The organism is Hoeflea sp. YIM 152468 (assembly GCF_029210485.1).
Lineage (GTDB): Bacteria > Pseudomonadota > Alphaproteobacteria > Rhizobiales > Rhizobiaceae > Hoeflea.
Map to the genome: position 1 here is coordinate 129,332 of NZ_JARGET010000016.1, position 19,447 is coordinate 148,778.

16 protein-coding genes are annotated in these 19,447 nt (G+C 62.2%); 5 read left to right on the top strand and 11 right to left on the bottom strand.

Annotation, left to right across the window (positions count from 1 at the left end; translation table 11 throughout):
- Positions 1–55: 55 nt before the first annotated feature.
- Positions 56–1,069 (bottom strand): penicillin-insensitive murein endopeptidase, encoded by a 1,014-nt coding sequence (gene mepA, locus PZ897_RS09435; RefSeq protein WP_275751979.1) that lies wholly within the window; start codon positions 1,067–1,069, stop codon positions 56–58.
- 158 nt (positions 1,070–1,227) lie between these two features.
- Positions 1,228–3,081: a hypothetical protein gene (locus PZ897_RS09440; protein WP_275751943.1), complete on the bottom strand. Its 1,854-nt coding sequence runs from the start codon at positions 3,079–3,081 to the stop codon at positions 1,228–1,230.
- A 107-nt stretch (positions 3,082–3,188) separates the two neighbouring features.
- Here PZ897_RS09440 and PZ897_RS09445 point away from each other — a divergent pair, with 107 nt between their 5' ends.
- Both PZ897_RS09445 and PZ897_RS09450 read left to right on the top strand, forming a co-directional pair.
- The gene (locus PZ897_RS09445) at positions 3,189–4,217 is read left to right on the top strand and encodes a glycosyltransferase (RefSeq protein ID WP_275751946.1); all 1,029 of its coding nucleotides are present in this window, start codon (positions 3,189–3,191) and stop codon (positions 4,215–4,217) included.
- On the top strand, positions 4,217–4,594 hold the full coding sequence (locus PZ897_RS09450) for a GtrA family protein (RefSeq protein ID WP_275751947.1): 378 nt from the start codon (positions 4,217–4,219) through the stop codon (positions 4,592–4,594). The genes PZ897_RS09445 and PZ897_RS09450 overlap by 1 nt, the downstream gene beginning before the upstream one ends.
- Before the next feature lie 32 nt (positions 4,595–4,626).
- Here PZ897_RS09450 and PZ897_RS09455 read toward each other — a convergent pair whose 3' ends face one another.
- From PZ897_RS09455 to infC, 7 genes are all read right to left on the bottom strand, one after another.
- Entirely contained in the window at positions 4,627–5,613 is a 987-nt protein-coding gene (locus PZ897_RS09455; RefSeq protein ID WP_275751949.1) for a Gfo/Idh/MocA family oxidoreductase, read from the bottom strand.
- Between the two features lie 182 nt (positions 5,614–5,795).
- Positions 5,796–7,187: a nicotinate phosphoribosyltransferase gene (locus tag PZ897_RS09460; RefSeq protein ID WP_275751951.1), complete on the bottom strand. Its 1,392-nt coding sequence runs from the start codon at positions 7,185–7,187 to the stop codon at positions 5,796–5,798.
- A gap of 204 nt (positions 7,188–7,391) precedes the next feature.
- Positions 7,392–9,803, bottom strand: a complete 2,412-nt coding sequence (gene pheT / locus PZ897_RS09465; protein WP_275751953.1) for a phenylalanine--tRNA ligase subunit beta — start codon at positions 9,801–9,803, stop codon at positions 7,392–7,394.
- Positions 9,804–9,814: 11 nt separating this feature from the next.
- A complete protein-coding gene (gene pheS, locus PZ897_RS09470; protein WP_275751955.1) occupies positions 9,815–10,900 on the bottom strand; it encodes a phenylalanine--tRNA ligase subunit alpha in 1,086 nt (361 codons plus the stop codon).
- 161 nt (positions 10,901–11,061) lie between these two features.
- Positions 11,062–11,463: a 50S ribosomal protein L20 gene (gene rplT / locus PZ897_RS09475; protein WP_275751957.1), complete on the bottom strand. Its 402-nt coding sequence runs from the start codon at positions 11,461–11,463 to the stop codon at positions 11,062–11,064.
- 34 nt (positions 11,464–11,497) lie between these two features.
- A complete protein-coding gene (rpmI, locus tag PZ897_RS09480) occupies positions 11,498–11,698 on the bottom strand; it encodes a 50S ribosomal protein L35 (protein WP_275751959.1) in 201 nt (66 codons plus the stop codon).
- Positions 11,699–11,958: 260 nt separating this feature from the next.
- Positions 11,959–12,495 (bottom strand): translation initiation factor IF-3, encoded by a 537-nt coding sequence (infC, locus tag PZ897_RS09485; RefSeq protein ID WP_275751981.1) that lies wholly within the window; start codon positions 12,493–12,495, stop codon positions 11,959–11,961.
- Between the two features lie 193 nt (positions 12,496–12,688).
- Here infC and PZ897_RS09490 point away from each other — a divergent pair, with 193 nt between their 5' ends.
- Positions 12,689–13,486 carry an alpha/beta hydrolase gene (locus tag PZ897_RS09490; RefSeq protein WP_275751961.1) on the top strand — a complete coding sequence of 266 codons (798 nt, stop codon included), beginning with the start codon at positions 12,689–12,691 and terminating at the stop codon, positions 13,484–13,486.
- Positions 13,487–13,733: 247 nt separating this feature from the next.
- Positions 13,734–14,267 (top strand): transglutaminase-like cysteine peptidase, encoded by a 534-nt coding sequence (locus tag PZ897_RS09495; RefSeq protein ID WP_275751983.1) that lies wholly within the window; start codon positions 13,734–13,736, stop codon positions 14,265–14,267.
- Positions 14,268–14,309: 42 nt separating this feature from the next.
- On the opposite strand, the gene PZ897_RS09500 is transcribed toward PZ897_RS09495, so the two are convergent.
- Both PZ897_RS09500 and PZ897_RS09505 read right to left on the bottom strand, forming a co-directional pair.
- Positions 14,310–15,590: an MFS transporter gene (locus PZ897_RS09500; RefSeq protein WP_275751963.1), complete on the bottom strand. Its 1,281-nt coding sequence runs from the start codon at positions 15,588–15,590 to the stop codon at positions 14,310–14,312.
- 296 nt (positions 15,591–15,886) lie between these two features.
- Positions 15,887–17,803: a nucleoside-diphosphate sugar epimerase/dehydratase gene (locus tag PZ897_RS09505; protein WP_275751964.1), complete on the bottom strand. Its 1,917-nt coding sequence runs from the start codon at positions 17,801–17,803 to the stop codon at positions 15,887–15,889.
- 670 nt (positions 17,804–18,473) lie between these two features.
- Here PZ897_RS09505 and PZ897_RS09510 point away from each other — a divergent pair.
- Positions 18,474–19,088 (top strand): hypothetical protein, encoded by a 615-nt coding sequence (locus tag PZ897_RS09510; RefSeq protein WP_275751965.1) that lies wholly within the window; start codon positions 18,474–18,476, stop codon positions 19,086–19,088.
- The last annotated feature ends 359 nt before the right edge of the window (positions 19,089–19,447 follow it).

The following is a 19,447-nucleotide window of genomic DNA, read 5'->3' on the forward strand; positions in this document are numbered from 1 at the left end:
TGACAAACAAAAGCCTTCAGACATGAAGTTTCAGTGACAGGGCCGCGAGCCGGGTTCAGTTGGCGGGACGCGGCACCGGCAATGGAATGTTTCCAGGTGGCGGCGGACCCGGCAAGGCTGCGGCGCTGGCGGCTTTGGCGTTGGCTCTGGCGATGCGGGCGATCGGATCTGCACCCAGGGTGACCTCCGCCTCGGAAGCCGGCCCGGGGGCGCGGACAACGGCTGTGCACGCCGAAGGAAGGTCCGAGAGCTGGATGTCGCGCTTCTTGGGAGCGGGCTTGTCATCCTTTTTTGGCTTGGCCGGCGCCCAGGGTTCATCGGTGAACCACCAGGCCAGCGATCCGTCGCAGCCCGATCCGGACGGGGGCGGAGTCTGATCCTTGCAGCCGCTGACGCCCGGCGGACATTTGATGCGGATGTGGAAATGGTAGTGGTGACCGTAATAGGGACGCAGCTTGCCCATTGCCGAGCGATCCCCCTTCCAGGTGTCGCATAGCTTTTTCTTGATGCCGGGATGGATGAAAATGCGCTCGACTTCAGGATAGCTTGCCGCCCGCATCAACAGCCGGGCATGCGCCGGGGTCCAGATGCTGTCATCGACAAAAAGCGTGTCCTTCCTGAGCATGGAGGTTGCCGACAGGGTCTCGCGCTCCGCAACCGACAGGGTCCGGCCCGGCATCGGCGTCAGCCAGACATCGGCGTCGAGCCCGACCTGATGCGAAGCATGGCCCGACAGCATCGGTCCCCCGCGCGGCTGCGAGATGTCGCCGACCAGAAGCCCGGGCCAGCCATCCTGCGCGGCGGCCTCGCGCGACAGTTTTTGCACCAGCGCAACCAGATCGGGATGCCCCCAGCGGCGGTTGCGCGACAGCCGCATGGCCTGCCAGGTCGGCCCATCAGCCGCAATCGCCATGCCGCCGGCAAGACAGCCCTTGGAGTAAAACCCGATGGCGCGGGCGGGAAGCACGGCGGGCAGCTCCGCCGCACCGAAGATCTGCTTGGCGGACTCGCCCGCTGACGCCGGGCCGGAGACACCGGCATGGGTCGAGGCTGCAATCACGGCAACCATCGCGACTTGACGTGCACGGGCATAGAGGCGGCTGAGGCTCAGCATCTGGCGCAATCTCCACGGTGCTGCAAAGCTCTTGCCCGCAAATCACCTCGGGCAGATTAGCGCGGGCGGGCGATGAAGCAAACCGCCCGCATGCAGCACCCGGCGACCGGTGCTCAGGGGTGAAGGCGAAACAGTTGCAACGCCGCGGCCTCGGTCCCCGCGACAGGCGTGAGCCAGGCGGGCACCCTGCCCTTGTCCAATTGCGCATACAAACCCTCGGGCGCAGCCGCCGAAACCATGACGGATTGCGGATCCGTGGAGCAGAACGCCACCAGGGTCACACCGGCGCCGCGCAGAAACTTGACCGCATCGGCGGGTCTGGCGAGTGCTGCATGCAGCTCGGTCAGCATGCCGCCCTGGTTGCGGTGGTAGGGCGCAGCCAGAACGCGATGGGGGGTGAAGCGCAGGATATGCGCTCCCAGGTTTGATGGTCCGGCGACCACGCCTGCGGGCTCACGGCTCAGGGCCTGCATGGCGGCGGCATCGGTGCAGACGGTTTCCACCTGCACCGGCAACTTGTCCGCCGCCTCGCCAAACACGGCGTTGACAGCCATGGAGATCCCGATGCCTGACAAGGCCCAGACGAAAGGCACCGAAGCCAGGGCCGATCCAGCAAAGACCAGGCCCTTTCGCAGGTTCTTCGGATCGGCATTGGCGCGCGCCCGCAGGTCGGCCACCAATCCCGCCATCGGGATAACCGAGAGCAGGTTGGCAAAAACAGCCCCCCTGATCTGCACGAGCGCAATGGCCCAGGAGACAGCCAGCAGTGCCAGCAAGACGCCATGGGCGTGAACCTGGCGGCGCTGGTGGATGCGCCAGATGCAAAGGCCCATGGCCAGCACCGGCACCAGGTAGAACCCGCCTGCAGTCCACGGTTCCTTGCTGATTTGCGCCCATACCGGCTGCGCCTCGGTCACGCTGTCGAGCCACATGCTGACCAGCAGCGGGTCAAGATTGGCCAGCGGATTGCCAAGACACTGCGGCGCGATCAGCAGCGTGGCGCCAAGGGTTGCAGCGCCAACCAGTGCCAGCGCTGCAAGCCGGGTGCCAAGACCCCGGCGCGAAGCCGCCTCGACCGCCAGATAAAAGCTTCCCGCGCCGATCACACCGATGGAATAGAACCCGGTTGAAAGCGCATCGCAGGCGACAAAGCCATAGCGCTGCGGCGGGACGGTTATGAAGAAAACGGCCGTCAGGCTCGCTGCCATGGCAAGTGCAAAGGCTGACGCGGCTGCCTTCATGTCCTGGCCGAGCCAAAGCCACTGGACCGCAACGATGCTGGCAACGACGGCGATATGCGGCGTGGTCTCGGCGCCGATGGCAATTGCCAGAGCCGAGGCCAGGCCGGCAATGGCATGGGCAAGCACCGGTCTTCCCGGCAGCATCAGGCAGACGGCGATGATCGCGATCAATCCAAGCTGGACATTGTGATGGTCGATCGATCCCGGCTGGAACCGGTTTATCATCAGAACCGAAAGGAACCCGAGCGCCAATCCGATCAGGCGTCCGGACGGGCCTGCAAGACTGCCGCCGCCCAGCGCCACGGCATAAAACACCGGCAGCGCAGTCAGCAACGGCCAGACGAACAGGGCTGACGCTTCCGCCATGACGGGGGGGAGAAACAGCGAAAACAGCATGATCAGGTTGGCAATCGGCAGGTCGATCAATCTCGACCAGTGCATCAGCGTCCCGCCGTCCAGCCCCAGCCGGTACTGGGTCAGATCAAACCAGCCCTGGCCGGCAAGCAGATCCCTCACCTCGACCAGCCGCATGACATCGTCATTATCGGCCCCGACATAATCGGCATAGAAGCTGAAATGTATCCCGGCTGTCAGTCCGGCATAGACCAGAAAAACCAGCATCACCGGGAGGTGAAGCGGCGCCAGCGGGCTCACCCTCGCCGGTGGATTGCACCGCTCCGACGCCTGAAGACTGGCTTTGGCGATGGCCGGACTGAACTTGGTCACTGGGAACTCCAAGGCACACTTTTTACGCTTGGGTTCAACCTAGCCTTAACCTTATCAAGAAATAGTAAAGCCCGGGCAAACTGCGCCCGCCATCAACGGGGTTTCCCATGACCGACGGTTTGTTTGAAAGCCTCGACATCGCTGTGCTCCTTCCGTGTTACAATGAAGCGGCGACCATCGGCGAGGTCGTGGCCGGTTTTCGCGCTGCACTCCCCAGCGCCAGAATCTACGTCTACGACAACAATTCGAAAGACCAGACGGCGCTTCGCGCGGCGCTGGCCGGGGCGATTGTGGTGCGGGAACCGCGCCAGGGCAAAGGCCACGTGGTGCGGCGGATGTTTTCCGACATTGACGCAGACATCTACCTGATGGCCGATGGCGATGGCACCTATGCGCCTGCTGACGGCCCGGACCTGATCCGGACCCTGCTGACCGAGGGCAGCGACATGGTTGTCGGAACCCGCCGCGGCGTGACCGATGACGCGGGCCGGCGTGGCCATGCCTTCGGCAACTCCGTGTTCAACAGCTTGTACAAAACGATTTTCGGCAAAGACTTCACCGATATCTTTTCCGGCTACCGGGCGTTTTCCCGCCGCTTCGCCAAGAGCTTTCCGGCAATGTCGGGCGGTTTCGAAATCGAGACCGAGATGAGCGTGCATGCCTCGGTGCTGAAGCTGCCGGTCACCGAACTGGCGCTTGATTACGGACGCCGGCCCGAAGGGTCGCACTCCAAGCTTTCAACCTTCAGGGACGGGGCGAAAATCCTCTCGATGTTCGCCATGCTGATGAAGGAAACCCAGCCGTTCCGGTTTTTTTGCTATCTTAGCGGGTTGACGCTCGGGGTCTCGCTGGTGTTCATGGCGCCGGTGCTCAATGAGTATTTCCTCACCGGCCTGGTGACGCGGATGCCGACATGGGTGCTGGCCATGGCGCTGATGATGATGGCGCTGATGATTTTTTCGGCCGGCGTGATCCTCGATTCGGTGGCGCGTGGACGGGCCGAGCAGAAACGTTTCCACTATATGTCGATCGCACCGACCCGCGACGGCATCCGTTCCAACGCCGGCCCGGCCCCGCTTCCATCGGAACAGGCAGAGACCCTCCCGGCCAAGCAGGAAAGCCGCAAACGCGCTTGATGAGAAAAATCGCTTTCTTCCTGTTCGCAGGGGCAATCGGCTTTGCAGCAGACATGGCCGTGCTCTGGGTGTTCCTGCACTTCGACCTGCTCGATCCCTATACGGCGCGGGTGCTGGCGATCGGATCAGCGATGCTGTGCACCTACATGATCAACCGGACCTTCACCTTCGGCGCCTCGCATCGCCGGGTCGCGGTTGAGGGGGCGCGCTATGGCAGCGTCGGCGTCGCCTCGGCGCTGATCAACTACGCCGTCTACAGCCTGCTGATCACGCTGATTGACATCTCGCCCTATGTGGCCCTGATCCTCGGGTCGGGCTCAGCCACCGTCTTTTCCTACCTCGGCTACTCCCGGTTCGTGTTCGGTCCGGGCCGGTAGACTGTCGCCGAGAACCGGATCATCTTCGAATTCTACACATTTTCCCAACTGTCGTGCCTGGCGGCACGGAAGATGGCATCGATGAATGTCTGATTGAGCACCGACTGTTCGAGCGTGAACACCTCATCATCGCTGCCGCCGGTCTTGCGGACGAAGGCCTCGGCCTGCAGGCGGTACTGCCGCACCTCGCCGAAGCGGAAGATCGTCGCCTCGTCATGACCTTGCCGCTCGAGCACCACTGTCGGGTGATCGTAAACGCCGGAATTGAAAGGCGCGGTGACTTCGATGTAGCCCGTGTCGCCATGGAAGACCATCACCTGACGCGCCGCCATCTGGGTGGAGCAATAGAAGCTCAAGTCGAAAGCGCCGAAATCGGCCTTGATGCTGGCATAGCGGTCGGTGCCGAAATCCGGATCAAACTCGACGGTGGCCTGCACCCGAAGCGGCTCCTGGCCGGTGGAGAACCGGGTTGCGACAGTCGGGTAGACGCCGATGTCGGGCAATCCACCGCCGCCGAGGGAGGCATTGTTGCGCATGTTGGACGGATCGGTGTTGAAATAGCTGAAAGCACCCTGGACATGGCGCAGACGGCCAATGGCTCCCTCGGCAATCAGCGCGCGGACCTTGTGCCATTGCGGATGGTAGGTGACCATGAAGGCTTCGCTGACCACGACCCCGGCCGCATCCCGTGCTGCAATCAGCGCTGCGATCTCGCCGGCATTGAGCGACAGCGGTTTTTCGACCAGCACATGCTTTCCAGCCTGTGCCGCCTTGATTGCCCATTCGATGTGCTGCGAGGTGGGCAGCGGGATGTAGACGCCGTCAACATCGGGCGAGGCCAGCAATTCGTCATAGGAGCCGAAAGCCAGCGGCACGCCGAAGCGGTCGCAGACAGCCCGGGCACGGGCATGATCGCGGCTGGCGATGGCGCTGACCACGCCGTTTTCGGAATCCTGCAATTGCGGGATAACGTAATCGCGGCCGATCTTGGCGGTGGACAGAATTCCCCATCGAAACATGATTTTCTCCCAATAGCTGGCTGTGCGGCCCGCCCGGCGGCGGCAGGCCGCGTTCAAATGTAGTCATTTGGACGATGACGTCCATGGCTTGATTCACCGCGACAGCCGCGTCCCTTGCGCTGCGCGGCGCTTGTCTGGTGCCGGTCGCTGCCTCTTGCGAAAAAAAGCAAGTGCTGCAGAGCTCACAGGCTTACACGCGCGGCAGCCCTTTCGCGGATTTCGGCCAGCGTCCAGTCGACCAGCAGTTCGCCGTTCTGCCAGACCGGCTGCAGCAGGTTCTCGCGCTCGCCAATATCCTTGAGCGCCATGGCCACCGGCCGGTCCCTGTCGCGCACCACCGCCTGACGGTAGCGCTTGGAGGCCTTGCCGGGATCGGTCTTGGGGTTCTTGTTGATGCCGTGCCAGGCGCCGTCGGCATCCTGCCGGGCATTGGCTTTCATGGCAAAGCGCAACGTGTCGCGGTTGACCTTCTGCAACAGCCCCGCCCCCATGCCGAAGGCGATGTTTTCGGCCGACCAGCCCTTGTCTTCCAGTCGGCCAAGAATGAGGCGTATGGTTTCGGTGGTGACGCCATCGCCCTGGATCACCCGCACCGCCGGATTGAGCACCTTGTAGCCCTTGGCGTTGAGCGAAAAGCCGAAGATCTCGCCCAGCATCTGCACCGTGTCGACCGGCACCCGCGTGGCATCGCCCGAATCAGGCCGCACCACCAGGGTGCCGCCCGACGCCTCGACCTCGGCCTTGAGTTCCTCGCCCCAGATATTCTTGACCGCGCGGTAGAGATCATAGGAATCGGAGACCACGGCCACCAGTTTGCCCGGCCCGGAAAACTGCCTGAGCATGTTGCGGTAGGCCTCGGTCTCACGGTCCTCGCCCCAGCTGGTCATGGTCGAGTGCTCGGCGGCGGGAATGGAGAATCCCGCCATCTGCTCGTGATAGAATTTTCTGGCATAGACCAGGGCACTGACCGTGTCGGTGCCGAGGAAATTGACCAGATGGGCGACGCCGCCAATGCCCGCCTGTTCCAGCGACGTGGTGCCGCGGGCGCCAAAATCATGCAGCCGGAACGGCAGCACCTCGTCCGGGCTATCGCAGGTGCGCTCGAGCGAGGCCGCAATGATGGCCCGGGCGCCGTGCGACACGGTGGCGACCGTGGAGGGGTACCAGACCGCGCGCAGAAGCGAGGTCTCGATGAAGGTCGGCAACCAGAAGAAATCCGGATCGGTGTTGCGCACCTGCACCAGCGGCGTGCCGGTGGGTGCGATCATGCCTTCGGGCAGCGCCTCGATCAGCAGCGGAAAATGGCCGTCGTGCCGGGTCACCAGAAGCTCCCAGCCCTGGCGGTTGAACGGCAGGCCGTGGGTGGTGATCATCTCCTCGGCTTCATTGACATCGGCCATGGTGACCTTGCGCGAGAGATAATCCTTGAGGAACATCTGCAGGCCGAAGAACAGCACATGATCGTATTTGCCGCCGGGACGGGTTTCGATATAGGCCGAAATCGCCTCGGTTTCGGGCGGATATTGCGCGAAATGCGAGTATTTGTAGCTGTCGGAATTGAGAATGAGGTTCATTTTACGCACTACGCTCCATCGCCCTGCCTGATTGCCAGGCAGCATGCAGTCTCGACCGCCGGTTCGGCAAGAGCCGCAGCGCATTTGTTCGGACAGACCGTCGCTTTTGTTGCGCACCGGCAGACGCCGGTGTCTGAAAGCAGGCACAGCCAGCCGCAGCTTCGCTGGCAGGCGGAGCGGCTCGATGGCCGCTCCGGACCGGGATCAGCCCCTGAGCACGCCGCCCGAGGCTTTCTCGACATTGGCGATGACCGCCTTGGCCAGTCTGTCGAGATCCTCGTCGTTGAGCGTGCGCTCACGCGGCTGGATGGTGATCTCGATGGCGACCGACTTCTTGCCTTCACCCAGCGACGGGCCTTCGAACAGGTCGAAGACATTGACGCCGGCAATCAGTTGCTTGTCGGCTCCCTGGGCGGCGCGCAGCAGCGTGGCGGCAGGTACATCGGCATCAACCACAAAGGCAAAGTCGCGGCGAACGGCCTGGAAAGCCGACAGATTGAGGCTCGGCTTGGTGCGTGTGGCTTTGCGCTTGGATTCCGGAATCACATCGACAAAGACTTCGAAGCCACAGAGCGGACCGGAGACATCCAGCGCATCGAGCGTGCTGGGGTGAAACTCGCCAAAATGGCCAAGCACGGTTTTCGGGCCGAGCTTGATCAGGCCGGACCGGCCGGGATGGTACCAGCCCGGCGCACCGCGCTCGAAAGTCAGCCGATCGGCCGGAGCGCCGCAGGCTTCGAGCACCGCAAGGGCGTCGGCCTTGGCGTCAAACACCCCGACAGGGGCGGCATTTCCATCCCAGTGCCGGCCGGAACCGGTCATCTGTCCGGTGCCGCGGCGGATGCCGCCGGCGACACGGCGCTGGCCTTCGGGCCGGTCATTCTCATAGGTGCCGGAGACCTCGAACAGCGCCACATCGCCAAACCCCCGGTCGGCATTGCGCTGGGCCGCCAGAAGCAGGCCCGGCAGCAGCGACGGGCGCATGTCCGACATGTCGGCAGCGATCGGGTTGACCAGTTGCAACTCCCGCAAACCGCCGCCGAACAGCCTGGCCTGATCGGCCGAGATGAACGACCAGGTCACCGCTTCCATCATGCCGCGGGCGGCAAGGGCGCGCTTGGCAGCGCGGCTGCGGATCTGGATCGTCGTCAGTATCCTGCCGTTGACTGCGCCGTGGCTTGCAAGCGGTTCGGGTGTGATCTTGTCGACGCCAAAAATGCGCATCACCTCTTCGACCAGATCGGCCTTGCCATCGATATCCGGCCGCCAGGAGGGAACCGCCACCTTGACCGTCTCCCCCGTTCCCGACACGTCAAAACCGAGGCCGGACAGAATGGCGCGCGATTCATCGTTGGAGACGGTGAGGCCGGTCAGGCGCTTGACTTCGGCAAAGGGGAACTCGACCACCTTCCTGGCATGGCCGTTGTAGCCGGCGATCCTGGCTTCGGCAGCGGTGCCGCCGCACATCTCGAGCACCAGTTCGGTGGTGCGCTCCAGACCCGGAACCATGTATTCGGGATCGACGCCGCGCTCGAAGCGGTAGCGCGCATCGGTGATGATGCCGTGGCTGCGGCCGGTCTTGGCGATGTTGATCGGATCCCACAGCGCCGATTCGATCAGCACATTGGTGGTGGTCTCGTCACAGCCGGACTGTTCCCCGCCCATGATGCCGCCGATCGATTCCGGCCCATTGTCATCGGCGATGACCACATTGGCGGGATTGAGCTTGTAGGTGCGCTCATCGAGCGCGAGGATTTCCTCTCCCTCCCGGGCGCGGCGCACCACCAGGTCGCCCTTGACCTTGTCGGCATCAAAGACGTGTATCGGCCGGCCCTGATCGAAGGTCATGTAGTTGGTGATATCGACCAGCGCCGAGATCGGGCGCAGGCCGATGGCGAGCAGGCGCTTCTGCATCCATTTCGGGCTCGGGCCGTTGGTGACGCCGCGCACCAGCCGCCAGGCAAAGCCGGGGCACAGGCTGTCGTCGTCGAGACTGATTTTCACGGTCTGCGTGGTTTCGCCGTCAACCTTGAAGTCCGGGGCTTGGGGCTGCTTCAGCCTGCCCAGACCAGAGGCGGCCAGATCGCGGGCAATGCCGAAGATCGAGGTGCAATCGGGGCGGTTCGGGGTCAGGTTGATCTCGATAACCGGATCATCGAGACCGGCATAGGCCGCAAACGGCGTGCCGACCGGCGCATCCTCGGGCAGGTCGATGATGCCGTCATGCTCGTCGGACATGTCGAGCTCTCTTTCCGAGCACATCATGCCGTGGCTTTCGACCCCGCGGATGTTGCCGACGGCAAGCGTCACATCGATGCCCGGGACATAGGTGCCCGGCTCGGCCAGCGCACCGATCAGGCCGGCGCGGGCATTGGGCGCACCGCAGACGATCTGCACCGGCGGGCCGACGCCCTTGTCGACCATCAGCACGCGCAGCTTGTCGGCATTGGGGTGCTGTTCGGCTGAGATCACCTTTGCGATGGTGAAGGGGGTGTAGGCGGCCTTGTCGTCAACCTCCTCGACCTCGAGGCCGATGGCGGTGAGGCGCTCGCAGATCTGGTCCAGGGTGGCATCGGTTTCAAGGTGATCCTTGAGCCAGGAGAGGGTGAATTTCATGATCTGTCTCCTTAGGCGCTCAAGCCACCAAACAATGTCGGCATGTCGAGGGGGCGGAAGCCGTAGTGGCTGGTCCAGCGGACATCGGCATTGAAGAAATCGCGCAGGTCGGGCATGCCGTATTTGAGCATGGCGATGCGGTCGAGGCCCATGCCCCAGGCAAAGCCCTGATACTCGTCGGGATCGAGCCCGCCGGCGCGCAGCACATTGGGGTGCATCATGCCGCACCCCAGGATCTCCATCCAGTCGCTTCCCTCGCCGAACTTGACCACCGGGCCGGAGGAGCGGTCACACTGGATGTCGACCTCGAAGGAGGGCTCGGTGAACGGGAAGAAGGACGGGCGGAAGCGCATGGTGACGCTGTCGACTTCGAAGAAGCTCTTGCAGAATTCCTCGAGCACCCAGCGCAGATGGCCAACGGTTGCGGTCTTGTCGATCACCAGCCCTTCGACCTGATGGAACATCGGCGAATGGGTGGCGTCGGAATCCTGGCGGTAGGTCTTGCCCGGAATGACGATGCGGATCGGCGGAGACTCGGCTTCCATGGTGCGGATCTGCACCGGCGAGGTGTGGGTGCGCAGCACCTTGCGCTCGCCGCTCTCGTCGGGCTGAAGAAAGAACGTGTCGTGCATTTCCCGGGCCGGATGGCCATCGGGGAAATTCAGCGCGGTGAAATTGTAGTGGTCGGTCTCGATGTCCGGGCCTTCGGCAATGGCAAAGCCCATATCGGCAAAGATGGCGGTGATCTCGTCGACGATCTGGCTGATCGGGTGGATGCGGCCGCGCTCGGCCGGGGACGAGCGGACCGGCAGGCTGACATCGACCGTTTCGCGCGCCAGCCGCTCGGTAATCGCCGCATCGCGCAGCTGGCTCTTGCGCGCGGCGATGGCATCGGCAATGCGGGCCTTGAGCCCGTTGATGGCCGGACCGGCTTCCTGGCGCTCCTCGGCGGACATCTTGCCCAGCCCCTTGAGCAGTTCGGAAACCGAGCCCTTCTTGCCAAGGGCTGCCACCCGCACAGCCTCGATAGCCGCCTCATCCGCGCTGGCTAGGATCTCGGCCATGATCGAAGTTTCAAGTGTCTGGTACTGGCTCATGGTCTTTTACTGTCCGTAGCTGGCGGGGCGTTTCGCCCGTGCTTAAACGAATTGGCACTTTCCCGAAACAGGGATTGCCTGATCCTGAAACGAAGAATCCCGCGCCAGCCGTGCCAGCGCGGGATCCCAGAATTCAAATTCTGCTTCGGGAAAACGCTGGCTTAGGCGACAGCGCTTTCAAACTCGTTCGGCGTAGAATCCTTGAGGTAGACAAGCGCTTTCTTGGAAGCGGCGACAAGCACGCCAAAGGCTTCCGCATCATGGATCGCCATGTCGGAAAGAACCTTGCGGTCAACCTCGATGCCCGACTTGGTCAGGCCGTCAATGAAGCGGCCATAGGTCAGGCCGTGCTCGCGCACTGCAGCGTTGATACGCTGAATCCACAGGGCGCGGAAATTGCGCTTGCGCACCTTGCGGTCGCGGTAGGCATATTGCATCGACTTGTCGACGGCAGCCTTGGCGGCGCGGATTGTATTCTTGCGGCGTCCGTAAAAGCCCTTGGCTTTCTTCAGAACCTTCTTGTGCCTTGCATGGGCGGTAACGCCCCGTTTTACACGTGCCATATCATGATCTCCTTAAATTCTGTGGTCCTGGCGCTTAGGTGCCGTAGGGAAGGAACTTCTTGACGATCTTGGCGTCAGGGTCCGAAAGGACCATGGTGCCGCGTGCGTCGCGAATGAACTTGTTGGACCGTTTGATCATGCCATGGCGTTTGCCGGCGGCGGCGGCCATAACCTTGCCGGTTGCCGTGATCTTGAACCGCTTCTTGGCAGACGCTTTCGTCTTCATCTTGGGCATTTCGCTACTCCTTGTCAGATCTGTCACCGTCACCTGGACGCAACAGTCATCTTCTTGTTGGGTGAGATACAGAAGGGCGAAGTCCCCTTTTGCATCAAGCGTTGGAAACCGCCTCGGCATGCCCTGCCGGCCGGTTTGAACGCGCGCCTTATAGCCGGAGGCTGACAAAAGCGCAACGGGTGTTCGAATGAATCCGCCTGATACAAGCAAAAACCAGCCCCGGCATCCGCAGGGCCGCCTGCCTCAGGCGATCAAAATCTCTATTTTGGTGCCAGGACCATCATCATCTGACGGCCCTCGAGCTTCGGTTCGGCTTCCACCTTGGCAATATCGACGGTGTCTTCCTTGACCTTCTGAAGCAATTTCATGCCCAGTTCCATATGCGCCATTTCACGGCCACGGAACCGCAAGGTCACCTTGACCTTGTCGCCATCGTCGAAAAATCTGATCATGGCGCGCATCTTCACCTCATAATCATGGGTGTCGATGTTGGGGCGCATCTTGATTTCCTTGACCTCGACGGTCTTCTGCTTCTTGCGCGCCTCGGAAGCTTTTTTCTGCGACGCATATTTCAGCTTGCCCAGATCGACGATTTTGCACACCGGCACATCGCCGGCGGAATTGATTTCCACCAGGTCAAGGCCAATCTCTTCGGCCATGGCCAAGGCCTGTTCGGTCGGCACAACGCCGTGGTTCACGCCTTCTGAGTCAATGAGCTGGACTGTCGGGGTCCGGATATTCTGGTTTGCGCGGGGGCCTTCGTTGGCTGTTGGCGGCGCTCTGAATGGTCTGCGAATGGTTTTGGTCTCCTTGTTATACTCGTCCGATTCCGCCGGTTGCGGCCTGCGAGCGTTATGTCTCGAGCGCAATGTCGTTATCGGCTGGCCGGTGTCAATAGCACGGCTTTGCGAAAAAATCACCACAGAGACGTTAATGCGCCGGCGAATCTTGTAAGGAAGAGCTGAAAAGGGAAAGCGGAGTACAGACGACATGACACAAGCGGACGCCAGCAAGCTGGATCTGGGCCAGGGCCAGGAGCAGCGATCCATCGCCGTGCTGCAGCGCAGAGCCACCGAAGCCGGCGCGGCACTGCCGGGCATTGTCTGGCTCGGCGGCTACCGCTCCGACATGACCGGGTCCAAGGCCGAAGCGCTGTGCCAGCAGGCCGGGCGCACAGGGCAGGCCTGCCTGCGGTTCGACTATTCCGGCCACGGCGCCTCCGGCGGCAGCTTTCGTGACGGCACCATCTCGCGATGGCTGGAGGAAAGTCTGGCCGTGTTCGCGCATTTCACAACCGGCCCGCAGATCCTGGTCGGCTCGTCGATGGGCGGCTGGATCGGGCTCAGACTGGTGCAGGAGCTCAGGGCGGCAGGTCAGGCGGACCGGGTGGCCGGGCTGGTGCTGATCGCACCGGCTCCCGACTTCACACTGGAACTGATGGAGCCCGAGCTGACCGACGCGCAGCGCCAGGCGCTGGAGCAGCACGGCTATTATGAAGAGCCTACGCCGTACGGGCCGGATCCCAACGTGTTCACCCGGGCCCTGTTCGAAGACGGCCGCAAGAACCGGGTGCTGGACGGCCTGATCGACACCGGGGCGCCGGTCCATATCATCCAGGGCATGGCAGACCCGGATGTGCCCTGGCGGCACGCGCTTCGGCTGATGGAGCACCTGCCCTCGGAAAACGTCACCATGACCCTGATCCGCGACGGTGACCACCGGCTGTCACGCGACGAGGACATCGCTCGCATACTGGCGGCGGTGGGGGGCATCGTGCCGGCGGCCTGAAGGCACGGACCGCGTCACCTCCAGCGCGCCAGCGCCGGTCATCGGGGCTGCGAACGCCGCGTCTGGTAACCATGTTGCCAGAAGCGCCGCGGGCCGCGATTGACTCTTCACGCCAGACAATCTTAACTCTTTGTTAACGATCTCAGACGGCATGATGTGGAGAAAACCGGCAATGTTTTGCGGACCGGGGCGAACAAAACGACTGGCACTGGCCTTGGTGGCGTCGCTTCTGCTGCCTGCGGGCGGCATGGCATCGAGCCTGTCGATGCAGACCGGCCGGCTGACATCCCAACCCATCGGCCATTACGAATTCTGCAAGCAGTATGCCGCCGAGTGCAAAGCCGTTAATGGCTCCGGCGCAGCGCCGAAGGTGACGGACCATGGCTGGGAGGTTGTCGGCGAGATCAACCGGGCGGTGAACTTTTCGGTGATGCCGCGAACAGATCTCGAACTCTACGGCAAGGAAGAGGTCTGGGCCTATCCGGACGTTGCCGGGGATTGCGAGGATTACGTCCTGCTCAAACGCCGCATGCTGATCGAGCGCGGCTTTTCGGCCGCCGACGCACTGATCACGGTGGTGCGCAAGCCGGATGGCGAGGGCCACGCGGTGCTGACCCTGAGAACGTCGCAAGGCGATTTCGTGCTCGACAATCTGGTTGATGAGGTCAAGAACTGGCGCGACACGCCCTACAGCTACCTCAAGCGCCAGGCATCGAACAATTCCGGCCGCTGGGTCACCATCGAGAACGGCTCGGAACTGCTTGTCGGCGCCCTGAAGTAAGCCGCCGGTCACCATTTCCGCATCGGACAGGTTCCCCCGCGCTCAGCCGGCCGGGATCAGCGGCCTTTCCCGGTTTGCCCGTGTCTCGATCAGGCACAAGGCCCATGACGCGGCGACGCTGATCACGGCCATCACCACAAGCAGGACGAAGGTGGCGCCGATGCCGAAATGGGCAAGCGTCATTGCCGTGCACACCGGTGCTCCGGCCATGGCAAACAGGCGGATGGTGGCGAGATTTCCGGTCATGGCGCCATAGCCGTCGGTGCCGAACAGGCGGGCGGGCAGAATCGCGCGGGCGATGAAATTCAACCCCTGCCCGATGCCGAAGCTGAGCGCAAACACGATCACGATAAGGTCGCCGTCAACCCACAGACCTGCCGCCAGCAAGACGATTCCCAAAAACAAGGTCGCAGACGAAATCAGCCCGACCACCGAGGAGGCGACACGCTCGCCGGTCAGCATCTCGATCACCCGCGCGGCGACCTGCATCGGGCCGATGATGGCGCCGGCCAGCGCCGCAAGGGCTGCGGTGCGGCCCATGGCGTCGAGAAGCAGGAAGAACGAGGTGTGAACGGCCGACATCAGGAAACTGCCGCCGGCAAAGGCGATCGACAGAAGAAGGAAGGCCGGCATGCGGCCAGCGGGCGTCAACAGGCCCGGATCGCGGTTTGCCTGATAGGCGAGCACGGCCCCGTCCTCCGGTCCGGGCTCCGCGCCGGAGACCGGGGCGCGCCGCCGCGACGGCCCGGGCGGGATCAGCGCGTGAATCGGCAGCGCAACCAGCAGATTGATCGCGGCCAGAATCAGCAGGACCCCGCGCCAGTCCATGAAACCGAGCAGCCAATGGATCAACGGCCAGAACACGGTCGAGGCAAAGCCCGCCACCAGGGTGATGTGGGCAATGGGGCGGCGCGCGGAGCGGCCATGAATGGCGGTCAGCGCCGCAAAGCCTGTTTCGTACTGCACCATGCGGGCGGAGACTTCGATCGCCAGCATGGCGATGGCAAAGCCGGCCATGGACTGAACCAGCGACAGGTTGAACAGCGTCAGCGCCGCCAGGCAGGACCCGGCAACCATCACCGGACGCGCGCCAAAGCGATCCATCGCCCGGCCCACCATCGACGCGGTCACCGCGCTGGTGAGCAAGGCCACCGAGAACACCCCGAAGACAAAGCTGTTGCTCCAGCCCTGTGCCCGGGCGATCTCGGGGCCGAGGATGGCAAAGGGATAATACAGCGTGCCATAGCCGATGGTCATGGAGACACCGATGAGCAGGGTCAGCGGCTCGACGCGGCGGCGGGACCGGGTCACGCTGCCAGTCACGCTCCAGACCCCGTCACAGGCCGCGTCACAGGCCGCGTTACAGGCGCCGTCACAGGCCACAGGGCAGGCAACCGGGCAGACCATGCTGCAGGCCGCCAGGTTTGCGCGCGCCGCGGGGCTGCCGGATGCGGCTCAGCGCAGGCAACGCCCGGGCCGCCCTTCCAGCCGCGGCCGCCGGCCAGCCCTTGCCGGCCCGCACGCTTTTCGGTCAGGCAAGGCGCGAAGCCGGCTCTCGAAGATGCACCCTGACGCATGTGATGTCGCACCCCTGAAGACCCGAAACAACAGCCGGCGGGTCAATCCGCCGGCAGGCCCATTCCCGCCACCCGGCGCAAGAGCGCCATGAGCCCGGCATGATCTTTGCGGGCGCTCAACTGCTGCAATTCCTTGTACATCTTGTCAATGTCCAGCCCATCGGGAGCGGATTCGGCGGCAACCGAAATCTTCTGATGCGACGTCGGGCACGCGGCCTCGACAGAAAAATACAGCTCCTCATGCAGCTTTTCACCCGGACGCAGGCCGATTTCCTCGATGGCTATGTCGCCGTTCGGATTGCTGTCATCGCACAGCGTCAGATTCGACAGCTGAATCATCTTGACCGCCAGATCCATGATCCGCACAGCCTGCCCCATATCGAGCAGGAAGATCCGTCCCGGAAACTTGCCGGTTTCATCATTCCTGCGGGCAAGGCTTCCGGCCTGAATCACCAGTTGGGCCGCCTCCTCGATGGACATGAAATAGCGGGAGGTTTCAGCGTGGGTCACGGTCACCGGCCCGCCATTGCGGATCTGTTCCTTAAACAGCGGAATCACCGAGCCGCTGGAGCCGATGACATTGCCAAAGCGGACGGCGCAGAAAACCTGTCCGGTCCTGTCCTGCGCCGCCTTCTCGGCGAAATGCTGAACAATCAGCTCGGCCAGGCGTTTGGACGCCCCCATCACGCTGGAGGGCCGAACCGCCTTGTCCGTCGAGATCAGCACGAAAACCTCGACGTTGCTCTCGAAGGCGGCCGACGCCACGGCGAAGGTGCCGAAAGTGTTGTTCCTGATGCCTTCAAACGGGTTGGCCTCGACCAGCGGGACATGCTTGTAGGCTGCCGCATGGAACACCGTATTGACCTGATTGTCGCTCATGACAGCGCGCATCAGGGCGGCGTCATGGACCGAGCCCAGCACCGTGACGGTTTCCAGCCCGGCCTGTTTGGCAAGCTCCTTGTCGATCTGGTAGAGGGCCAGTTCGCTCGAATCCATCATCACCAGCCGCGCCACTCCGACCGTGCTGAGTTGCCGGCACAGTTCGGACCCGATCGAGCCTCCGGCGCCGGTGACCAGGACCGACTTGCCGCGGGTGTTGACTTCCATCAGGCCGGGTTCCGGCGGCACGGCGTCACGGCCAAGCAGATCTCCGATCTCGACGTCGCGAATGAGGTCGACGGTGTGTTTGCCATCGACGATATCGGCAAAAGCAGGCAGGATGCGGACCCGCAAGCCAAAACCGCTGAGTTGGGCGACCACCTCGGCGCGGCGCGAAATGTTGGCGCGCCGCATGGTCACGATCGCCTCGCTGATGCCATGCCGTTCGATCAGGCTTTCGACTTCGGCCGGGGCACTGATCTTGATTCCGCCGATCGTTGCCCCCCACAGGGTCGGGTCGTCATCGACCTGAAAGATCACCATCCGGTGATTGCTGTGTTTCAGGGTGGCGGCGATCTGCCGGCCCGCATCGTCACCGCCATAGATCAGGATCTTTCTGCGCGGCATCGGGTTGTGGGTAAATTCGTGAATGAGCCACCGCAAGGTGTAGCGGAAGCCGGCAATCAGCAGCAGCGAGAGCAGCCAGAATAAAACCAGCACAGTCCGGGGCACCACCGTATAGCCCTGCACACGCACGATCAGCGCCACCAGCGCCCACAGAACCGCCGTCAGCCCGACAGCCTTGAAGATGGTCCACAGAGCCTGCTCGCCAACATAGCGGGTGACTGAGCGATACAGCCCGAAACCGTACATCACCGTCACGCCGATGGCCGGTCCGGCACAGATCAGCAGTGTCTGAATGAAATCGGGCTGGTAGGCGACACTGTAACGGATCGAGTAACCGAGCCAGACAGCCACGGAAAACAGCGCAGTATCAGTTATGACGAGTATGGCCTGCTTGGTGCGCCGCTTTCTTGCAGCCAGCCAAAGGATCGCTTCACGGATCTTTCTTGGCTTCATAATCTTACTCGCTAAATCATTGCAGCCATTTGGTATAGGTTGTCGCTGAATGGCACGATAGTCTCCAATTGGCAACTCGGGCGGGAGTCATTTCCGCTCTCGCGCCGCGACGCCGGAGCCAGCCGCTTTGCACCCTGCCGGTCAAGGCATAGCGAACAAGCCTCGAGCCCGACCGGGCCTCATCCGCCCGGTTGCGCTCTTTGCCCGTGGCATTTGGGGCGCGCCGCATCGGGCGAAATCCCAATCCGGCAAGGACAATGCGGGCGTTGCCCCAGGAAACCCACGCCCCGCGAAGATGGCCTTGTCACCCACTCCACAACGATGGAAAACGTCTTCAAAATCTTCAGGCGCGGCATGAGCGGCATCTATCAGCATTGTGGCGAAGCTCATTTGCACAGCGATCTGGTTGCATGTGATTCAAAAAAAACCGCCGTGTAGCGATTGCGGTGTCTGATGTAGACCACGCCGACATATTGCTGGAAGCAATTCGCGGAAAACTACTCACCTATCGGCGGTTTGGTGTAACTCTTCACGCCTAAGTAGCAAGCTCCGCGCTTCATGCATTGCCGGAAAGAGAAACCTGATTAATCTTAAAAACTGCTTGACTCCGTCTCCGTTTCCCGTTCAGGTTTATGAGGCGTTGTCAGTACGGGTAGTATTTGGGGACCCCATGTCAGAACGTGTTTTACCGCGAGATTTTCCGACCCCTCCAAATTATCTTATTCCTCTTAGCAATGATGAGTTGCTTGAGTTGGGGACGTTTACCGCCATCTGGTCTCAGATTGATTGGATCTTGCTAACTGGCATCAGCCTTGTTACCAAAACAGAATTTGCTCACATCCATTCACTTATGGAAACGACCACTACAGGACCAAGATTGAGCGCGCTGAGAAAGCTGTGTCAAAAAAATCCGAATACGGCGAATACGGCCATAAAAAAATTATGCATCGATAATAGCGGATTAATAGAAGATAGGAACCATATCATCCACGGGCTATGGAGCGTTAAGTGGGATCAGACTGTTAGTTGGGAACCTCAAGCCGCATGCTTTTTTCAGAAAAGCAACAATGCCCCAATTCCGGCAACAAAGCTGCGCGAACTTTCGAACCGCGCCGCTCGTTTTTCTAACCAATTGGCCGCAGCAATTAGCAAATTGAATCCATCTTTGGCTAGGGGTGAAGCCCCTCGGTTATTCCTATTTGGGGATGGCGATCCGGGCAGGCGCCCTCCGCCAGAATGGCCCCCAAAACGCCGCGAGGATTCGCCTCCACATCGTACAAATTAACAGCGCTCGGTAACGTAGCTGACGGCCTGTCACGCCGCCGGATCATGCCCTTAGGATTCTGGTACCTCACGCATACAATCAGGAATATTTCCCGCGATTTCATCCCCACATTCCAAGCCCGTGCCACACACTTTGCACTTCCGCTGCCGGATGGTTCGCGAACGTGTTGGACCAGCCGGGAGGAAGGCCTTTCGGGGTTTGCCGAAGCATGCGGCAAATGGGCTGCAAGACCGCGCCCTGAGGAGTCGATTGTTGCGCAATCCCTCAACCCCGTCACCCCGGACCCCGATCCGGGGGCCAGCCACCGCGCGTCGGCGCGGTGAAAGACTCCTTCGGAACAGCACAAAGATGTCTTCCGG